General features: G+C 34.7%; 19 protein-coding genes. 8 read left to right on the top strand and 11 right to left on the bottom strand.

Going from position 1 to position 18,203, the window contains the following annotated elements:
* The first annotated feature begins 21 nt into the window (after positions 1-21).
* The 5 genes from Q0941_RS03585 (at position 22) to Q0941_RS03565 (ending at position 3,520) form a co-directional block, all read left to right on the top strand.
* Positions 22-1,557, top strand: coding sequence for a pyridoxal-phosphate dependent enzyme (locus tag Q0941_RS03585; protein WP_299291449.1), 1,536 nt, complete (start codon positions 22-24; stop codon positions 1,555-1,557).
* A gap of 4 nt (positions 1,558-1,561) precedes the next feature.
* Positions 1,562-2,017 (top strand): ASCH domain-containing protein, encoded by a 456-nt coding sequence (locus tag Q0941_RS03580; protein WP_299291447.1) that lies wholly within the window; start codon positions 1,562-1,564, stop codon positions 2,015-2,017.
* A gap of 62 nt (positions 2,018-2,079) precedes the next feature.
* Positions 2,080-2,643 (top strand): TATA-box-binding protein, encoded by a 564-nt coding sequence (locus Q0941_RS03575; protein ID WP_299291445.1) that lies wholly within the window; start codon positions 2,080-2,082, stop codon positions 2,641-2,643.
* Between the two features lie 8 nt (positions 2,644-2,651).
* Entirely contained in the window at positions 2,652-2,873 is a 222-nt protein-coding gene (locus Q0941_RS03570) for a hypothetical protein (RefSeq protein WP_299291443.1), read from the top strand.
* A 71-nt stretch (positions 2,874-2,944) separates the two neighbouring features.
* Positions 2,945-3,520 carry a hypothetical protein gene (locus Q0941_RS03565; protein ID WP_299291441.1) on the top strand — a complete coding sequence of 192 codons (576 nt, stop codon included), beginning with the start codon at positions 2,945-2,947 and terminating at the stop codon, positions 3,518-3,520.
* On the opposite strand, the gene Q0941_RS03560 is transcribed toward Q0941_RS03565, so the two are convergent.
* Positions 3,517-4,221 carry a hypothetical protein gene (locus Q0941_RS03560; RefSeq protein WP_299291439.1) on the bottom strand — a complete coding sequence of 235 codons (705 nt, stop codon included), beginning with the start codon at positions 4,219-4,221 and terminating at the stop codon, positions 3,517-3,519. The genes Q0941_RS03565 and Q0941_RS03560 overlap by 4 nt on opposite strands.
* A 74-nt stretch (positions 4,222-4,295) precedes the next feature.
* A complete protein-coding gene (locus tag Q0941_RS03555) occupies positions 4,296-4,472 on the bottom strand; it encodes a hypothetical protein (protein WP_299291437.1) in 177 nt (58 codons plus the stop codon).
* A 119-nt stretch (positions 4,473-4,591) separates the two neighbouring features.
* On the opposite strand from Q0941_RS03555, the gene Q0941_RS03550 reads away from it, so the two are divergent.
* A complete protein-coding gene (locus tag Q0941_RS03550) occupies positions 4,592-4,933 on the top strand; it encodes a P-II family nitrogen regulator (RefSeq protein WP_299291435.1) in 342 nt (113 codons plus the stop codon).
* 156 nt (positions 4,934-5,089) lie between these two features.
* Here the strand turns inward: Q0941_RS03550 and Q0941_RS03545 are convergent, their stop codons facing one another.
* The 5 genes from Q0941_RS03545 to Q0941_RS03525 form a co-directional block, all read right to left on the bottom strand.
* A complete protein-coding gene (locus Q0941_RS03545; protein WP_048071573.1) occupies positions 5,090-5,329 on the bottom strand; it encodes an Lrp/AsnC ligand binding domain-containing protein in 240 nt (79 codons plus the stop codon).
* A gap of 127 nt (positions 5,330-5,456) precedes the next feature.
* A complete protein-coding gene (dusB, locus tag Q0941_RS03540; RefSeq protein WP_299291431.1) occupies positions 5,457-6,425 on the bottom strand; it encodes a tRNA dihydrouridine synthase DusB in 969 nt (322 codons plus the stop codon).
* Positions 6,426-6,474: 49 nt separating this feature from the next.
* The gene (locus tag Q0941_RS03535; RefSeq protein ID WP_299291428.1) at positions 6,475-8,649 is read right to left on the bottom strand and encodes a thrombospondin type 3 repeat-containing protein; all 2,175 of its coding nucleotides are present in this window, start codon (positions 8,647-8,649) and stop codon (positions 6,475-6,477) included.
* A gap of 73 nt (positions 8,650-8,722) precedes the next feature.
* Positions 8,723-10,897 carry a thrombospondin type 3 repeat-containing protein gene (locus tag Q0941_RS03530; protein WP_299291426.1) on the bottom strand — a complete coding sequence of 725 codons (2,175 nt, stop codon included), beginning with the start codon at positions 10,895-10,897 and terminating at the stop codon, positions 8,723-8,725.
* Positions 10,898-10,911: 14 nt separating this feature from the next.
* Positions 10,912-13,290, bottom strand: coding sequence for a thrombospondin type 3 repeat-containing protein (locus Q0941_RS03525; RefSeq protein ID WP_299291482.1), 2,379 nt, complete (start codon positions 13,288-13,290; stop codon positions 10,912-10,914).
* A 195-nt stretch (positions 13,291-13,485) separates the two neighbouring features.
* On the opposite strand from Q0941_RS03525, the gene twy1 reads away from it, so the two are divergent.
* On the top strand, positions 13,486-14,514 hold the full coding sequence (gene twy1, locus Q0941_RS03520; protein ID WP_299291424.1) for a 4-demethylwyosine synthase TYW1: 1,029 nt from the start codon (positions 13,486-13,488) through the stop codon (positions 14,512-14,514).
* Here the strand turns inward: twy1 and rdgB are convergent.
* Positions 14,492-15,040, bottom strand: coding sequence for an RdgB/HAM1 family non-canonical purine NTP pyrophosphatase (gene rdgB, locus Q0941_RS03515; protein WP_299291422.1), 549 nt, complete (start codon positions 15,038-15,040; stop codon positions 14,492-14,494). The two genes, twy1 and rdgB, sit on opposite strands and share 23 nt — an antisense overlap.
* Positions 15,024-15,644 carry a KEOPS complex kinase/ATPase Bud32 gene (locus tag Q0941_RS03510; protein WP_299291420.1) on the bottom strand — a complete coding sequence of 207 codons (621 nt, stop codon included), beginning with the start codon at positions 15,642-15,644 and terminating at the stop codon, positions 15,024-15,026. Before Q0941_RS03510 ends, rdgB begins: the two co-directional genes overlap by 17 nt.
* Before the next feature lie 36 nt (positions 15,645-15,680).
* Here Q0941_RS03510 and Q0941_RS03505 point away from each other — a divergent pair, with 36 nt between their 5' ends.
* On the top strand, positions 15,681-16,004 hold the full coding sequence (locus Q0941_RS03505; RefSeq protein WP_299291418.1) for a hypothetical protein: 324 nt from the start codon (positions 15,681-15,683) through the stop codon (positions 16,002-16,004).
* On the opposite strand, the gene kae1 is transcribed toward Q0941_RS03505, so the two are convergent.
* Both kae1 and Q0941_RS03495 read right to left on the bottom strand, forming a co-directional pair.
* A complete protein-coding gene (gene kae1 / locus Q0941_RS03500; protein WP_299291416.1) occupies positions 16,001-16,984 on the bottom strand; it encodes a KEOPS complex N(6)-L-threonylcarbamoyladenine synthase Kae1 in 984 nt (327 codons plus the stop codon). The two genes, Q0941_RS03505 and kae1, sit on opposite strands and share 4 nt — an antisense overlap.
* A 1-nt stretch (position 16,985) precedes the next feature.
* Positions 16,986-18,173: a redox-regulated ATPase YchF gene (locus Q0941_RS03495; protein WP_299291414.1), complete on the bottom strand. Its 1,188-nt coding sequence runs from the start codon at positions 18,171-18,173 to the stop codon at positions 16,986-16,988.
* Positions 18,174-18,203 lie beyond the last annotated feature (30 nt).

Genomic DNA, 18,203 nt, shown 5'->3' with positions numbered 1-18,203 from the left:
TTCAACGGCATTTAGTAAAAAATGTCAGAAACCGTAGATAATGCACTAATTCAAAAATTTGAACAAGAAATTTGGAACCAAATCCCTCATCGTGAAGGTGACAAGATAGTTAACGCAACACCATTAGTTGATCTCACACAAGATTTCAAAGAATGTGCAAAAAATGTCTTCAAAGTTGATTTAGATAATCAAGATTTGAAAATTTACGGAAAATTTGATTCAGAATTAATAAGTGGTTCTATCAAAGTAAGAGCAGCATCCCACATAATTCATGAGGCTATAAAATCAGGAAAATGTAATGGAAAACGAGTAGTAATTGAAGCAACTTCAGGAAACTTTGGAATTGCTCTTGGTTTGTTATCTAAACTTGGAGTTACAGTAGTTGCACTAGTTTCAAGAAAGCTCCAAGAAGGAGTTTTCAAAGAATTAAGAAATGAAAATATTCGAATAATGGATTTAGATATGGATATTTGTCCTGCACCAGGAATGGAAAATAAAGCAGACGAAATGGCTGCAAAAGCTACTGCTGCAAATGTTCGTTCTCAATTAGCTGAGATGGGTTTTGATCCTGAAGTTTTTGATAAAAACATTGGCGAAATTGAAACATTGTTAGCTAAACAAGATATTATCAATTTAGCAAGTTTCCTTGCAGAAATTTACGGTATGTTCTGTCCAAAACAATATGATAACGAATTAAACATTGACATTCACAATACTGTAACTGCACCAGAAATTGATCAGCAATTACATGAAAATGGAGATTCATTAGAAAACTTTGATTTAGTTTGTTCTTTTGGAACTGGTGGAACATCAGGTGGTCTAAGCAAATACATGTCTGAAAAATACAACAAGAAAGCAGTTCACGTTGTTTTCCCTCCTCAAGGTCAAGATGTAGCAGGAATTAGAACTCATTCCAAAGCAGAGGGCTTGACATTATACAATCCAGAGGCATATACTGAACATGTTGTTGATTTTGAGAAAGCAAAATTCCTTTTGAAATTCTTTGTTGATAAGGGATACGATATTGGAGAAAGCACAGCACTTGAGTTGTATTCAACATTAGAAATGATAAGTGCGGGATTAGGCTCAAAATTTGTTGTTATAGTAGCTGATGGAATTGAGAAATACAGAAAGAACTTTGAACAAATTTCTCAAGACAAACTTCCTATGAGAATTTCATTAGAAGATGCAGCATCAGTTGCAAGTGAATATGACAGAATAGTATGGGTACACACACAATATGCTCCAAAAGAAGAAGGAATTGAAATGATTGCAAAATCATTAGGTGTAGATAAATCAAAAATTGCTGTTCCAAAAGCTGGAACAATTAACTCATTATTATCTACTCAGCAAGTTCCTGAGGAGCTAAGCAAAGAATTTGATGGTTCAAATGGAAAATCATTACTAGTATGTATGGCTGGAAATACTTCATTTATGACTGCACAAGTACTTGCAAGTAAAGGAATTGTTACTCAAAGTTTGAATGGTGGTATTACTGATTTGCCAGAAGGTAGAGGTAAAAACCCTGGTGAGTATATCCAGATAGCTAGAGAATAATAATTTGAAATGTCTTTCAGTATCACAACCATTTGCTAATCTAATAATTTCAGGCAAAAAAACCATAGAATTAAGAAAATGGAATACTAATTTCAGAGGAGAGTTTTTAGTTCATGCTCCATTAAAAATTAGAACTGAAGACTGTAAGCGATTAAAAATTAATCATAAGTTAGCAACAGGGGCAATTGTAGGAAAAGCAGAGTTGTATGATGTAAAAAAATACAATTCAAAAAAAGAGGTAAATGATGATAAACAATTCCATTTTGCAGGAAAAAAATTTCAAGATCGAACGTACGGATTTATGTTGAAAAATTTCAAAGCATTTAGAATTCCAATTCCATGGAAGGGTCAATTGGGTTTTTTTGATGTAGATTTACCTAAAACAAAAATCAAAAACAAAGAGATTGTTTCAGATATTATCGATGAAGAATACCGATATCAATGGATTGGACATCATTAGAAATCAATGAGTGCAAAAATTATGTCTAGTATATATAAAGGGCCTATTTAAAGTCCCTCGTCATGCCTCAAACCAAACCTATTGTCAGTGTTGAAAATGTAGTTGCATCAGCATCCATTGAACAAAAAATTGATTTGAATGAAATTACAGAAAAGTTTCCAGATACAGAATATCATCCTGAACAATTTCCAGGACTTGTCTTTAGATTAAACACTCCTAGAACTGCAACATTGATTTTTAGAACAGGAAAAATGGTTTGCACTGGTGCAAAATCTGAAGAGATGGCAATCAAAGCTGTTAACACAGTGGTTCAAAAATTAAGAAAAGGCAAAATCAAAATTAAAAATGATGCGGTAATTACTGTACAAAACATTGTTGCTGCAATTAATCTAGGAGGAAAAATTCATTTGGAAAAAGCAGCTAGAACATTACCAAGAAGTATGTATGAGCCAGAACAATTTCCAGGTTTAATTCATAGAATGTTAGATCCTAAAACTGTAATCCTATTGTTTGCATCTGGTAAGTTAGTTTGTACAGGTGCAAAAAAAGAATCAGACGTTTATCGTTCAGTACACAATTTACACTCATTATTAGAAGAAAAAAATTTAATGATTTACGATCAGTAAATTAAAAAATGTCTACAGACTCGTATGCTGAAGAAAAAAAGAAACTAACGCCTGAATCAGGTTTTGATTTAATTGGAATTGATTATTTTGCAGAACCTGGGAATCAATTGTATCTGGTAGAGCATTTTGAAATGTATCAAGATGCACTAAAAGCAAAAAAGGACAGAAAAAACCCAGATGAATATTTTATTTTATACAAGGGTAGTTCTGGAGAAAATCTGAGTAGATAAATCTAGAATATACCATACTGAATTTAATTTTACAAATTGTTTTATCATTTAGAAAAAAAATTGGTTAGTCTATGGCCAATGAGACTTCAGATTTGATTGATACATTTTATGAGAAAGACGAATCAAACAAAAACAAGCCTATTTCTCAACAATTTTTACGAAAAAGTCCAAAGGCAAAATACCAAATTTTTGATGAATCAGAATTCACTAGAGGTCGAGAGGTATTAGGGAATCTCATTGTTCATGGTATGGTTTCCTCAGGAGGCACGGATATTGACTGGATGATAGAGCATAATGGAGGATTTGTTATTCTAGAATTCAAAGGATTTCACAATGATAAAATCAACATCCCATTAGGACAAATGATTGCATATGAGAAACTGCATGAGAAACTAAACCTTGCAACTAAATGCTATCTATACATAATTGGATGTGATGAAATCAATTTTTCAAATCCAGATGCAACAGTGTGGTTATTTGAAATGAATCATTGGAAAACAGGTGCTGTTCCAAAAAATACTAATGACATCTACGGAGAAGATTCAGGAAGACAAAACAAGTTCATTGTTTATAGAGAATACATGGAAGAAATCACTGTAGAAAAATTAAGAGATTTAGTCGATTCACATTGGAAAGAATTTGATTAAGATGTAAATGTAAAAGTAGTTGTTTTGGTTTCTTTTCCATTATCTACAATTAATGAATAAGTTCCAGATTTCTCCCAACCAGGGCCTCCTGCAATTGCAAGTGTTGAATATTTACCATTACTATTGATAGAAACTTGTTCTGCCCAAACTAATTCTCCATCTTGATTTTCTATTGAGAGATTTGCAGTTCCTGAAGTTTCAGAATTTCCACTAATAGAGATAAGATCTTTTGCATCATATGAATTCAAATCTGATTTTATTGATAATGAAGCATCAACTGGAGTAATAGGATCATCAACTACTCCAGGAGAATCAGTAGACATTCCACCATATGTTGCAGCAATTGCAATAATGATTACAAGTGCAATACCACCAATGCCCATCATAATTTTAGAATTTTTTTTGTTTTCAGATGTAATTTTAGGTGGAGGAGTTTGGAATGTTTGTGTTTGTTGAACAGTTGAAGGTTCAGGAATCACAACATCTGGAACTGGTTTTTCTTCTTTTGGTGGAATTTCATTAGGTTCAACAGGTGGTTTTCTGCCAAGATGTTTTTCTGCTAGTTTTTTAACATAATTTCTTTCAAAGTTACTAATTACCTCATCATTTTCACATGCTCTGAGGATTTGCTTGAGAATTCTATCATCTCCAAAATCTTTGTCTAAAAGAGCCTTTACGTCATCATGTAAGGATTCTTCCATGTTTATTCACCTATCAAATGATTATTTATGAATACTTGTTTAATATTTCGAAGAATTTCTTTTTGAAGAGAGGGTTATCTTGTATGAATTTTTTTGGCCTGAATTATTACAGTTCTAATGTAATCTTTGGCTGTAGAATCAGAAACTCCCATCTGTTTTGCCCTAAGATAAAGTGATTTTTCCTGAGGGTCGGTAAGATAGCATTTTAGAAGATAATTCAATCTATGAGATCTTTTTTCATCACTTTTCATAATTTTGATTATTTTTTGAATTAAAAAGGTCAGAGGATAGTGAAATAACCAACATAGTATCATAAAATATTCATAAAAACATATGATCTTTTTTAAACAATAGGGAAAAATCAATTCAAATGAAACGAATTGAGGCAACAATTCAAGGCAATAAAATAGGTGCAGTTTCTGATGCCATAAATGACATCGTTGGGGGTTTTACCATTTTAGAAGGCAATGGTAGAGGTTCTGGTGAAAGACAAACCATCAGATCTGGAAGAGGAACAGGTTCAATGGTTGCAGAATATAACAAAGTTGCAACTGTTAGTACAATTGTCGATGACGCAGAAGTAGAAAAAGTTACTACAGCAATTGCAGATGCAGCTTTTACAGGAAAAGGTGGAGATGGAATTATAGTCGTATCAAGTGTAGACAGTGTTCTAAATATTGCTTCAAAAAAGAGTGGTAGTGAAGCCCTCTAATCATTTTCTTTTATAACAATATTTTTTACAATTTAGAATAATTCTGCCGAGAGGTTCACTACGTCTCTCGGGAACGGTATCTCTTTGGGAGACATGTTGTTTGAAGGGATAGAATACTATTACAATTTGAGTATAAAAGCAAAGGATTTTGAAGGATTATTGTTGTCCTTCAATTCCCATTAGTGTCAGAGTTGATCTTATTTTTGGAATTTTACGGATTTTCCATGTGATTGTTTCACGTAATGCCTCTACTTGACCAGATTCTACTTTGGCCAAAATATCGTATGCACCAAATGTTCCATGGACTTCAACAACTCCTTCAATGGATTTTAATTCTGAAATAACTGCTTCTTCAGAACCTAGCTCACAGTTTATGAGAACATAAGCTGTTGCCATTTTATGATTCAACTCCTAATTTCATACATTATTTGGTAATCTGAATTATATAAGAATAAGCTAAAAAAGTCAAAAATTCAGAAAATTTACTACCAAAATTATGAACAAATGTTAAGGAAAAAGCCCTTTATGCATTTGATAAAGCATAGCCATCTTTCATAATTTGTTCAAGTTCAGACAAATTCTTTGAAAAAGTAATTTTTGCACGAAGACTAGAACCTCCTCTCATTCCTTTGGTAAATCTCATTGCTTGACCCTTGATGTTTGCAAATTTGATATTGTATTTTGATGTCAAATGAAGATATTCAAAAAATGAATCTAATCTATCTTTGAATGAATATTCATGATATGAGTTGGTCTTTAGATAATCATTGATTTGCTCAAACAAGAAGGGATTGCCCATTACACCACGGCCTATCATAACATAATCACAACCAGTTTCATCTAGCATAGTTTTTGCTTCTTCAGGAGTGGTCACATCACCATTTCCTACAATCGGTAGATTTGAGATTTCCTTTAGTTCTTTTATCAAATTCCAATCTGCATTTCCAGAATATCCTTGACTGACAGTCCTTGGATGAAAAGTAATCATTTGAATTCCTTCATCTTCTGCAACTTCTGCAATATCTCTGAACAAGAATTTACTTGCACTTGTAACTCCTGAACGAATTTTTAGTGTAACAGGCTTTTTGACAGCATTTACAAGAGTACTGAAAATTTGTTGCGTAAGATTTACTTCTTGAAGTAGTGCACCACCAGCCATCTGTTGAGTAATATGAGGTGCAGGACATCCCATGTTATAATCAATAATATCAAAATAAGGTTCTACAATTTTTGCTGCTTTTTCTAATGCAACAAGGTCAGATCCAAATAGTTGAACAGATAATGGTCGCTCTTCTTCAGAATATTCAATGAATTCTTGAATGGTTTTCATATTCTCTTTGAGTTGTTGTTCTTTTGCAATGATACTATGGATACTAGTAAATTCTGTAACAACTAATCCAGCTCCCATCTTTTTGCATTGTAATCGTAATGCTGGATCACTAACTCCAGCCATTGGAGCCAAAAATGCCTTACTAGAAAATTTTGGAAGCATGGTGTTTTCTAATCAATTGAATATATTTAGATTAAAAATTGTTTTTTGATTATGGATCTGGACAACCGTCATGGTCATTATCGCCATCATAATCTTCTGGATCATATGGGCACAAATCTTCATCGTTAATGATGTCATCTAGGTCATCATCATGGACAAATCTTTGTTGTTCAGGAGCAGTATCAGGACAACCGTCATGGTCATTGTATTTGTTCCAGGTTTCAGGACTGGTTGGACAAGAATCAATTCCATCATAATAACCATCACCATCAGAGTCATATCGTGTTGGTTCAGTTGATTCTGCAGCTAGAACATCTGGGCAACCATCCCAATCAAGATAACCATTGAAATTTTCTTGTTCATCAATACAAGCATCTCTTCTATCCTCAATTCCATCACCGTCAGTGTCTGGGAATGTATAAGATGGAAGTACAGAGCCTAAAGTATCAGGACAACCATCATGATCCTGATAGAAATTATAGGTTTCAGGTTCAAATGGACATGCATCTGAAATATCTACGATTCCATCTTGATCAGAATCAGTTGTAAATGAAAAACTATCTGGGCAGCCATCGGCGTCATCAATTCCATTGTATGTTTCTGGTTGTCCGGGACACAAGTCAATATGATCACCAATTCCATCACCATCAGTGTCTGCTGCAAGTTTGTTATCAGCAATTAAATCAGGACAGCCATCACTATCTTGGAATCTATTGTAAGTTTCTCTAGCAGTTGGACATTGATCTACATCATCAGTGACACCATCAAAGTCAGCATCACCAAATGAATCATAGGCTATTGTGTCAGGACATCCATCTTCATCTTGGAATCCATTGTAGCGTTCGCCAATAGTTGGACAAGAATCAATCTCATCTGGGATTCCATCATAATCAGAATCAGGTAATGCTGATTTTGAAATTCCAGGAACATCTGGACAGCCGTCAGTGTCTAAATAATCATTAAAGTTTTCAGGTTCATCATCACATGCATCCCATCTATCATCAATTCCATCTCCATCAGCATCTGGGAAAATGTAAGATGAAACTACAGAACCAGTTGAGTCAGGACAACCGTCACCGTCCTTAAAGAGATTGTATGTTTCAGGTTCAAATGGACATGCATCAATTGTATTTGGAATACCATCTTGATCAGAATCTAAAACAGAAATAGAACTGTCTGGACAACCATCAGCATCCTCATAACCGTTGAAAGTTTCTGGTTGGTTTGGACACAAATCTAAGTTATCAATTATTCCATCACCGTCAGTATCAAATGCAAAGTTGTTATCAGCAACTAAATCAGGACAACCGTCAGTGTCTTGGAAAAGATTGTAAGTTTCTTTATTGTAAGGACACATATCAAATTCATCTGGGATTCCGTCATAATCAAAATCACCAGTGTTTGTTAATTGAATTTTATCAGGACAACCGTCTTCATCTTGGAATTTATTGAAATTTTCTCGTTCTGTTGGACAAGCATCTAGATCATCAGGAATGCTATCATAATCTGTATCAATTAGACCAAGAGAATTAATTCCTGGTGCTTCAGGACAACCGTCAAAGTCAAGATAGTCATTGAAATTTTCTCGTTCATTCAAACATTGGTCCCATCTATCATCAATTCCATCACCGTCAGTATCTGGGAATGTGTAAGAAGAATCAATTCCATCAACAGAATCAGGACAACCGTCTAAATCCTGATAGAAATTATAGGTTTCAGATTCTAATGGACAAGCATCTGTAGAATCAGAAATTCCATCTTGATCAGAATCTCTAAGAGTTGATTCATCATCGGGACAACCGTCTTTATCATCAATTCCATTGAATGTTTCAGGTTGGTTTGGACACAAATCCATGTAATCAGGATAACCATCACCATCACTGTCAGCTATTCCAGAACCAGCATCTCCAGATAAATCAGGACAACCATCCTCATCTTCAATCAAATTGTAGGTTTCTTTTACCGTTGGACATTGATCAATATGGTCTTGAATTCCATCATAATCAGCATCATACCAAGGAACAAAATCAGCGGGACAACCGTCAATGTTGTTTCCATATTCTGGATCATAGTCTTCTAAAAGATGAGGGCAAAAATCAAGTGCATTTGGAACACCGTCACCGTCAGTATCAATTTCTTCATTAGCAGCATAAACACCATTTGACATCATACCAATTGATACTGTAACTAAAAGCAAAAATCCTACAAGAAACTGTTTTTTCATTATCCCTGACTCCGCTATTATCAAGTATTTATTAAGTCTCACGTTAAATAGATTCTCAAAAATTTGATATAGATTATGGATCTGGACAACCGTCTAGGTCATTGTCACCATCATAATCTTCTGGATCATATGGGCACAAGTCTTCGTCATTGATGATGTCATCAAGGTCATCATCATGGACAAATCTTTGTTGTTCTGGAGCAGTATCAGGACAACCGTCTTTATCTAGATATTTGTTCCAGGTTTCAGGACTGGTTGGACATGAATCTATTGCGTCTGGATAACCATCAGCATCAGAATCTGCATACACTGGAGTGGTTGATTCAGCTCCTGGAACATCAGGACAACCGTCAAAGTCAAGATAGTTGTTAAAGTTCTCTGCTTCATCTATACATGAATCCCATCTATCAGGAATTCCATCACCGTCAGAATCTGGGAAGGAGTATGTAGCATCTACTGCATCAACTGTATCAGGACAACCGTCAGAATCAAGATATCTATTGTAAGTTTCAGGTTCTAGTGGACATGCATCATTTACATCCATTATACCATCCATATCAGAATCGAGTTTTGATAATTGATCATCAGGACAACCGTCAGTGTCTAAGACTCCATTGAATGTTTCAGGTTGTGTTGGACACAAATCAAATACATCTGCAAATCCATCACCGTCAGTATCTGCTAACAATTTGTTATCTGCAATAAAGTCAGGACACCCATCTTCATCTTGGAATTTGTTATAGGTTTCTTTAATTTCAGGACACATATCTACATCATCAAAGATTCCATCTCCGTCAGAATCACCTATTGTCATATAATCAATACTGTCAGGACAACCGTCGTCATCTTGGAATTTGTTGTAACGTTCAGCCAAAGTTGGGCATTCATCTAGATGATCTGCAAGACCATCATAATCAGAATCAATCATATCTCCAGCAGTAGTTCCTGGAACATCAGGACAACCGTCAAAGTCAAGATAGTTGTTAAAGTTCTCTGGTTCTTCAATACATGAATCCCATCTATCTTCAATTCCATCACCGTCAGTATCTGGGAAAGTGAAAATTGAATCAATTCCATGAACTGAATCTGGACAACCGTCAGAATCAAGATATCTGTTGTAAACTTCAGCTTCTAATGGACAGGCATCTAAGACATCAGGGAAACCATCTTGATCAGAATCATGTTTTGCCATATGTTGATCAGGGCAACCATCTTCATCAAGTAAACCATTGAATGTTTCAGGTTGTGTTGGACACAAATCAAATACATCTGCAAATCCATCACCGTCAGTATCTGCAGTAGATTTGTTATCAGCAACTAAATCTGGACAGCCATCTTCATCTTCAAACATGTTAAATGTTTCAGGACTAAATGGACATGCATCATCTAAATCCATTATTGTATCACCATCTGCATCACCTGTGGTAAAGAGTTGTAAAACATCTGGACAACCGTCACCATCTTCAAATTTATTATAATTTTCACGATCTAAAGGACATTGATCCATATCATCTGGAATACCATCATAATCTGCATCAAGAATTTCTAATGATTCAGCACCTGGAACATCAGGACAACCGTCAAAGTCAAGATAGTTGTTAAAGTTCTCTGCTTCATCTATACATGAATCCCATCTATCAGGAATTCCATCACCATCAGTATCTGGGAAGACATATGGAGAATCAATTCCTTCAATTGAATCTGGACAACCGTCAGTGTCTTGGTATCTATTGTATGTTTCAGGTTCTAATGGACATGCATCTCTTCTATCTGAAATACCATCTTGATCAGAGTCACGTAAGTCTAAATCATCATCAGGACAACCGTCAGTGTCATCAATACCATTGAATGTTTCAGGTTGGTTTGGACACAAATCCATGTAATCAGGATAACCATCACCATCAGTATCAAAGATTGGTTGTGAATCACCTGGAGCTAAATCGGGACAACCGTCAGTGTCTTGGTATCTATTGTAGGTTTCTTTTACAGTTGGACAATCATCAATGTGGTCTTCTACACCATCATAATCTGCATCATACCAGGGAACAAAATCAGCTGGACAACCGTCAATGTTGTTTCCATACTGTGGATCATAATCTTCTAAGAGATGTGGACATTGATCAACAGCATTTGGAACACCGTCTCCATCATTGTCTATATCATCACCAGCAGCATAAACACCATTTGGCATCATACCAATTGATACTGTAACTAAAAGCAAAAATCCCAAAAGAAATTGTTTTTTCATTCTAAGATATACTCCTAATTATCAGGACATCCGTCTGAATCTCTATCTCCGTCATAATCCTCTGCTTCTAGAGGACACATGTCATGTTCATTGATAATATCATCCAAGTCAGCATCATGTTTGTATCTTGATTGTTCTGGAGCAATATCAGGACAGCCATCATGATCATTGTATTTGTTCCAAGATTCTTTCAAGTCAGGACATAAGTCAACTTCATCACGAATTCCATCTCCATCAGAATCTATTACAACATTTCCAGTTGGTAATACATCTGGACAACCGTCATAGTCAACATATCTGTTCCATACTTCACTTTGTTCTGGACACATATCCATAACATCTGGAACGCCATCACCATCAGAATCAGGTCTTGTGTCATCTAAGTCTGGACAACCGTCGTCATCTTGGAATCCATTATAGTTTTCAGCAACAAGAGGACAGTTATCATAGACATCCAAAATACCATCATTATCAGAATCAACAGTCATTGATTCTAAGATAGCATCTGGACAACCGTCGTCATCTTGGAATTTATTGTAAGTTTCTTTTGCAGTTGGACATGCATCAATAGCATCGGGAATTCCATCCATGTCTCTATCTTGACCTAAAATGTAATCATCAGGACAACCATCCATGTCTAGAATTCCGTTATAGATTTCTGGTTGGTTTGGACAATGATCTCTGTAATCATTAATTCCATCTCCATCAGAGTCTGGAGTTCCCTTGTTTTCACCAACAGTATCAGGACAACCGTCAAGGTCTTCAAACATGTTGTAAGTTTCTGGAACTAGTGGACATTGATCAAATTCATCAATTATTCCATCAAAGTCAGAATCTAAATTAGTAATAAAGTCAGGATAATCTGGACAACCGTCTTCATCTTGGAATCCATTGTATCTCTCTCTATCAAGTGGGCATTGATCAACTGAATCTAAAATGCCATCAAAGTCAGAATCAGATTCAGAAGGATTGTCAGGACAACCGTCATGATCCATGTATCTGTTCCATGTTTCAGGAGAGGATGGACATTGATCTAATGAATCTCTAATTCCATCATTATCAGAATCAACAACTGCTGAATCAGGACAACCATCTTGATCAAGATAGCCATTTACTGTTTCAGGTTGTAATGGACATTTATCATTCAAATCAAAAATTCCGTCACCATCAAAGTCTAATCCAGATAATCCAGCAACACCATCTGGACAACCATCAGAATCATTAACGCCATTGTAAGTTTCTTTAGCAGTTGGACATGCATCTAAATTGTCAGGTATTCCATCCATGTCTCTATCGCCTCTATTGTTATCATCAGGACAACCATCTCTATCAAATACACCATTGAAAGTTTCTGGTTGGTTTGGACACAAATCATTATAATCATTTATTCCATCTCCATCAGAGTCTGGAATTCCACTATCATCTCCAACAAAGTCAGGACAACCGTCGTCATCTTGGAACATATTGTAAGTTTCTTTTACATCGGGACATTGATCAAGACTGTTTGGAATTCCGTCTAAATCAGAATCATTATCACTAGAATAAGGTGGAATGTCAGGACAACCGTCGTCATCTTGGAATCCATTGTATCTTTCTGGTTCTAGTGGACATGCATCATCTGCATCCATTATTCTATCACCATCAGCATCATTAAGGGAACCTGCAAATGAAGGAATTGAATCTGGACAACCGTCATAATCTGCAAAACGATTGTAAGTTTCAGGATCATTAGGACAAATATCAAACTGGTCTGCAATTCCATCACCATCTGCATCATCAAATGAAGTGTCAAGTGCAGAGTCTGGACAACCGTCAGTGTCTAGATAACCGTTGAACACTTCAGGTTCTGTAGGACACAAATCAATTTTGTCTTGTATACCATCATTGTCAGTATCAATAAATTGTAAATCATTAAATGAATCAGGACAACCGTCGTCATCTTGGAATCTATTGTAAGTTTCAGCACTTAGTGGACATTGATCAAGATAATCTGGAACTCCATCTAAGTCTCTATCACCAGAACCAAATGTATCAGGACAACCGTCTCTATCTAAAACTCCATTGAAAGTTTCTGGTTGGTTTGGGCAATTGTCAACAGTATCAACAAAACCATCACCGTCAGAATCAGGTAAACCACCTGGACCACCTTCTGGTGAAGTATCAGGACATCCATCTTCATCTTGGAATAAATTGTAATTTTCTCTTAAGCTAGGACATTGATCAATATGATCTTCAATTCCGTCATAGTCCTCATCATACCATGGGACAAAGTTTGAGGGACATCCATCGATTGTTCCTTCATAGTCTTCTTGAAGATTTGGACATGCGTCCATTGAATCATCAACACCGTCATTATCTAAGTCATCAACAGCATGGACAGTTGCAAAAGGCATACTAGTTAAAGTAGTTACAAGCAACAATAGGAACGGTAAAACGTGTATTTTCTTCAATGCCTAAAATTACCTTGAGGATCCAGTTATTAAACCTCACTCTAGAATCGACTAAAAATCGCAATAGATTTGAGAAAAGTTTCCAAGTTAGACAAAAAACTCGATCAATTTAAGTAAACGAAAACAGGTTTTCAACTCATGAGTTGTTCTGGAGAAGTTGTTGAACAGGACGATCAATTAATTCAGATCAAGCCTGCTATTTCTGAGCAACTAAAAAAAGCCAAGTATGGAGTAGCAGATCATTCAACAGTTGAGCTTTGCCATTGGACAAAAAAATCTTTCAAACACGAAGGGAGTTGTTACAAACACAAGTTTTATGGCATTTCAACACATCGATGTATGGAATTTTCTCCAGCTGGAATGCACTGTGAAAACAGATGTGTGTATTGTTGGAGACCAATGGAATTTTATGATTCATTAGAAATGAAACCAGAACAAGTTGCAGAACCAGAAGAAATTCTAGAAAAATTAATGGCTGAAAGAAAAAAATTGATCAATGGATATTATGGTGACTCTAGAAATGATAAACAAAGATTAGATGAATCATTATTGCCAAGTCATTATGCAATTTCACTTTCTGGAGAACCAACAATGTATCCAAAATTACCAGAACTCATCAAATATCTAAATTCACTTGAATCTACAAAATCAATTTTCCTTGTAACAAACGGACAAGAGCCAGATATGATTCAAAGATTACAAGATGAAAATGCATTACCTACTCAATTGTACTTGTCAACAAATGCAGCAGATTATGAATCATTTTTGAATATAAACAAACCAAAATACGATGATTCTTGGGAAAGATGGAATCGTACTTTGGATATGCTAAAGAAATTAGATACTAGAACTGTGTTACGAATAACTTTGATTAGAAATTATAATGATAAAAAAGAAATGATTCCAGAATTTGCAGAAATGTTTAGAAAAGCAAGTCCACACTTTATTGAAATTAAATCATACATGCATATTGGACGTTCAACAAACAGACTAGAGCATTCAAATATGTTAGAAATGGAAGAAGTTAAAGAATTTAGTAATCAAATAGCAAAACAAACTAAAATGTTTTCAGTTATGGATGAAAGTTTTGTTTCAAGAATTTCAGTATTACAAAATAATGAACGATTTATTGATCGTTGGATTCCTACTTACGCAAATACCAACTAGCAAATTTTTTCAAAGCTTTGTATCTATGAGATAATTCATTTTTGTTTTTAATTTCTGCAAATGTTTTAGTTGAATTTTTTGGAACAAAGATTGGATCATAACCCCAGCCTTTTCCTTTTATTTTTTTAGAAATGGTTCCATCAATTTTTCCTTCAAAAGATTTAATGGTTTTTTTGTCACAATAAGTTATTAGAGAAACAAATTTTGCATTTCTTTTTGTATCAAGTAAATTTAGAATTCCTTTATTGCCTATTGTTTGAAAAACAAAAGATGAGTATGGACCTGGGAAACCATCAAGTGAATTTATGAATAATCCATCATCTTCAATTATTAGAGATTTGTTGCATTTTGAAAATGCATTTTTAGCTTTTTTAATTGCAATTATTTTGATCGAATCAGATTGAATTTCTTCTAAACTTAATTTTAAAAAACCCAAACGAATTCCAAATGAATCAAGAATAGTTTTTGCTTCTAGATACTTGTGTTTATTTGAAGAAACAAAGTAAAGATCAAACGACTGTTGCATATCTTCCACGACTCTCAATTTCTGAAACTAAGTGTAAGATTTGAGCATGTTTAATGGCTCCTACAATTGATTTGTATCCCAAAAGAAAATTTTTCCAGCTAGATTGCATAATTTGTGCATGTGCACTGTTCAAAATTTCTTTAATTAATCGTAAATCGACTGCATGATCTTCAGGTTTGATTGAATTTTGAGATAATCCAAAATCAATAATGTAAATCTGATTTTTATAAAAAATAAAGTTGGACGTAGTCAAATCTCCATGCATTATTCCATTTTTATGCAAAGTTCCAACTAATTTTCCCATATCTTTTGAGAGTTTGATAATTTTGGAATTTGGTAAATCATGTACAGGAGTACCTGGAATTTCTTGCATGAAGATTGCAGAGTCTTTAGTATTTACAAAATAGACCAATGGTGATAAAACACCAAAAGATTTGACATGTGAAATAATTTGTGCTTCTTTAATGGTTCTATGTTTTCTAATTTTAGAATCCAAAGTAGGATTTCTATAAGATTTTGATTTACGGATTTTTAAAATTGCTTTTGAATCATTCCATGTTGTTTGATAGATATCAGCCTCTGCACCTTTTTTGAGCAATTTCATTAACATTATATCCAAAGGAATTCAATAAAAGTCAACATGGATGAAGGAGAGAAAAGAATCAAACAAGAAGACTGTAATGAAGATAACCTTGGTGCAGGCATTCTTACTTTAACAAATAAGAGATTAGCATTTGATAAAACAAAAGCAAGAATTGCAGATTTTTCCAAAAATGTAGGTGATACAATTCTTGATGTTCCATTAAGTGATGTTACAAAAACGTGGAAAGAAGGATTATTAATGAAAAAAGCTTGTTTTTCTACAAAAACTTCAGAAGGAGAGAAAAGCTACAAGTTTGGAGTGTTTAACTCTGGCGGTTGGGTAAATAGTATCCAAGATGCCATGGATGACTTAGAAAATTAGTAATCTACTTTTACAGAATCTAATCGCCAAGATTGAGTTACAAAAGTGTCTTTTATTGAGACTCCTGATTTTACTTGGGATTCTAATAATCCAGTCCAACAGATTTGACTGCCACAGTCACCAGCATATTTTATTGGAACTACAAAAAATTTACATCCATGTCGTTTACAAACATCTTTTAGCATTTCAGAAAGTCTTTTGTTTGCAGCAACTCCACCTACGATCATCAATTCTTTCTTTCTGGTAAAGGATAAAGCTCTCTCTACTGCTTCACTAATCATTGCAAAAGCTGTTTCCTGTAATGAATAACATGCATCTGATTTGTTTTCTTTAGCAACAGATTTTGTAGCAGAAAGTAAGCCAGAAAAAGATACGTCATTACCTTTTACTGAATATGGTAGTGTGACATAGTTTGATGAAGATGAAGCAAGCTCTTCAATATTTCTTCCACAAGGAGATGCAAAACCAATTGAACGTCCAAACTGATCAAGTAATTGGCCCAATGTAATGTCTAGTGTTTCACCAAAAACTCTCCATTGTTTGTTCAGAAATGCAAGTAGCATTGTATGGCCTCCAGATACAAGAAGAACAAGAGGGTTTGTAGCCCCTGTAAGTAATTTTCCTAATTCAATATGACCAATAGCGTGATTGACTGGGTAGATTGGAATTTTGTAAAAAGACGCTAAGGATCTTGCAACCACAGCACCTACTCGCAAGCATGGTCCCAATCCAGGACCAGCTGCATAAGTAACAAGGTCTAAGTCTTTGACTGAAATTTTTGCTTCTTCTAGGCATTGTGACAAAACAATTGAGCTATTATCAATATGATGACGTGATGCCTCTCTTGGATGGATTCCTTCTCCATCCTCTGGATGATAAATCTTCCTTACATCAGATAGAATTTTTCCTTTTTTTCCTTTCTTTTCAATTACAGCACATGAAAATGTATGAGCAGTACTTTCTATTCCTAAACCTAACATCTTAACCCCTACTCAAAGTAGATACTATTTTGATGACGTCTCCATTTTTCAATTTTTGATCACCACTGATTCTTTGTTTGGTTTTGCAATCAATTGCATGTAAAAATCCTTTTGCAATATCTGCATGAATTAAGCCAGCCAGATCTTTTGCAGTTGAATCTTCAGGAAGTAATTTTGTATCAGGTAAAACAACTCCATCTTTGTTGGTTAGTTTTGTTTCATCTTCAACAGGATACACTACAATAAAATTTAATGAATCAAAGACAGCCGTATTCAAAATTTTTTGAATTCCTGTATTGGGAATTTTTACAAAGACAGATTTGACTAAATCCAATGCTTTTTGTTGTGGAGGAGCAATTTCTTTTCCTTCAACAACTGAAAATCCATCATTACCTGGAGAATAATTTACCAGTCCAGCTTTGGAAGCTTTACGCAATAAAAGTTCAGTTTCTGCACTACATGGAATTACATTTTCGTTAATTTTTTTCATTATTTCTAAATCTAAACACAAATCTGCTTTGTTTGCAGCAATAATCATGGGTTTTGTATTTTTTCTAAGTTCTCGTGCAAAAGTTACGAGATCTTCATCATTCCATTCTTTGGGATCTCTTGAAATGAATCCGAGTTTTTGTAATACTTCTTGTACTTGAAAATCTTTAATTCCTAATCCAGTGAAACGTTTTGCAATACCATCTGTAAGCTTTGCTCGCTTCTGATGAATTTCTCTAGTAATTTTATCCCATTCTCGTTTCAAGATATCTGCAAACCAGAGATCAAATTCATCTTGGACAAATTCAACATCTTCAAGTGGATTATGCGTTCCTGGTGGAACAGGTTGGCCTTGTATGTCAGTTGTTCCAGCTATGTCAACAACATGAATCAAAACTTCAGCTTGTCTAGCATCATCAAGAAATTGATTTCCTAATCCTTTTCCTTCATGAGCACCAGGTACTAATCCAGCAATATCAATTAGTTTTACAGGAATGTATCGAATTCCATTTACACAACAATCATTTTGATGTTCAATTTTGAAATGTTTGCAAGCACAATCAGCTTGTACATGTGCAACACCAACATTTGGTTCAATTGTTGTAAATGGAAAATTTCCAGATGCTACAGGGGTTTCAGTTGCAGCAGAAAAGAAGGTTGATTTTCCAACATTCGCTTTACCTAATAATCCAATTTGCAATAATCTAAAAAATTCAATTCTACTTATTAG

Origin of the sequence: Candidatus Nitrosopumilus sp. (assembly GCF_028278985.1) — an archaeon.
Lineage (GTDB): Archaea > Thermoproteota > Nitrososphaeria > Nitrososphaerales > Nitrosopumilaceae > Nitrosopumilus.
The sequence above is the reverse complement of the archived record's forward strand: the minus strand, read 5'-3'. Positions and strand labels throughout refer to the sequence as shown.

Coding starts and splice junctions, on each gene's coding strand:
- Q0941_RS03505 (WP_299291418.1), top strand. CDS start 15,681: ATGGATGAAGGAGAGAAAAGAATCAAACAAGAAGACTGTAATGAAGAT.
- Q0941_RS03560 (WP_299291439.1), bottom strand. CDS start 4,221: ATGGAAGAATCCTTACATGATGACGTAAAGGCTCTTTTAGACAAAGAT.
- Q0941_RS03525 (WP_299291482.1), bottom strand. CDS start 13,290: ATGCCTTTTGCAACTGTCCATGCTGTTGATGACTTAGATAATGACGGT.
- rdgB (WP_299291422.1), bottom strand. CDS start 15,040: ATGCAACAGTCGTTTGATCTTTACTTTGTTTCTTCAAATAAACACAAG.
- Q0941_RS03535 (WP_299291428.1), bottom strand. CDS start 8,649: ATGAAAAAACAGTTTCTTGTAGGATTTTTGCTTTTAGTTACAGTATCA.
- kae1 (WP_299291416.1), bottom strand. CDS start 16,984: ATGTTAGGTTTAGGAATAGAAAGTACTGCTCATACATTTTCATGTGCT.
- Q0941_RS03575 (WP_299291445.1), top strand. CDS start 2,080: ATGCCTCAAACCAAACCTATTGTCAGTGTTGAAAATGTAGTTGCATCA.
- Q0941_RS03565 (WP_299291441.1), top strand. CDS start 2,945: ATGGCCAATGAGACTTCAGATTTGATTGATACATTTTATGAGAAAGAC.
- dusB (WP_299291431.1), bottom strand. CDS start 6,425: ATGCTTCCAAAATTTTCTAGTAAGGCATTTTTGGCTCCAATGGCTGGA.
- Q0941_RS03570 (WP_299291443.1), top strand. CDS start 2,652: ATGTCTACAGACTCGTATGCTGAAGAAAAAAAGAAACTAACGCCTGAA.
- Q0941_RS03530 (WP_299291426.1), bottom strand. CDS start 10,897: ATGAAAAAACAATTTCTTTTGGGATTTTTGCTTTTAGTTACAGTATCA.
- Q0941_RS03545 (WP_048071573.1), bottom strand. CDS start 5,329: ATGGCAACAGCTTATGTTCTCATAAACTGTGAGCTAGGTTCTGAAGAA.
- Q0941_RS03550 (WP_299291435.1), top strand. CDS start 4,592: ATGAAACGAATTGAGGCAACAATTCAAGGCAATAAAATAGGTGCAGTT.
- Q0941_RS03555 (WP_299291437.1), bottom strand. CDS start 4,472: ATGAAAAGTGATGAAAAAAGATCTCATAGATTGAATTATCTTCTAAAA.
- twy1 (WP_299291424.1), top strand. CDS start 13,486: ATGAGTTGTTCTGGAGAAGTTGTTGAACAGGACGATCAATTAATTCAG.
- Q0941_RS03510 (WP_299291420.1), bottom strand. CDS start 15,644: ATGAAATTGCTCAAAAAAGGTGCAGAGGCTGATATCTATCAAACAACA.
- Q0941_RS03585 (WP_299291449.1), top strand. CDS start 22: ATGTCAGAAACCGTAGATAATGCACTAATTCAAAAATTTGAACAAGAA.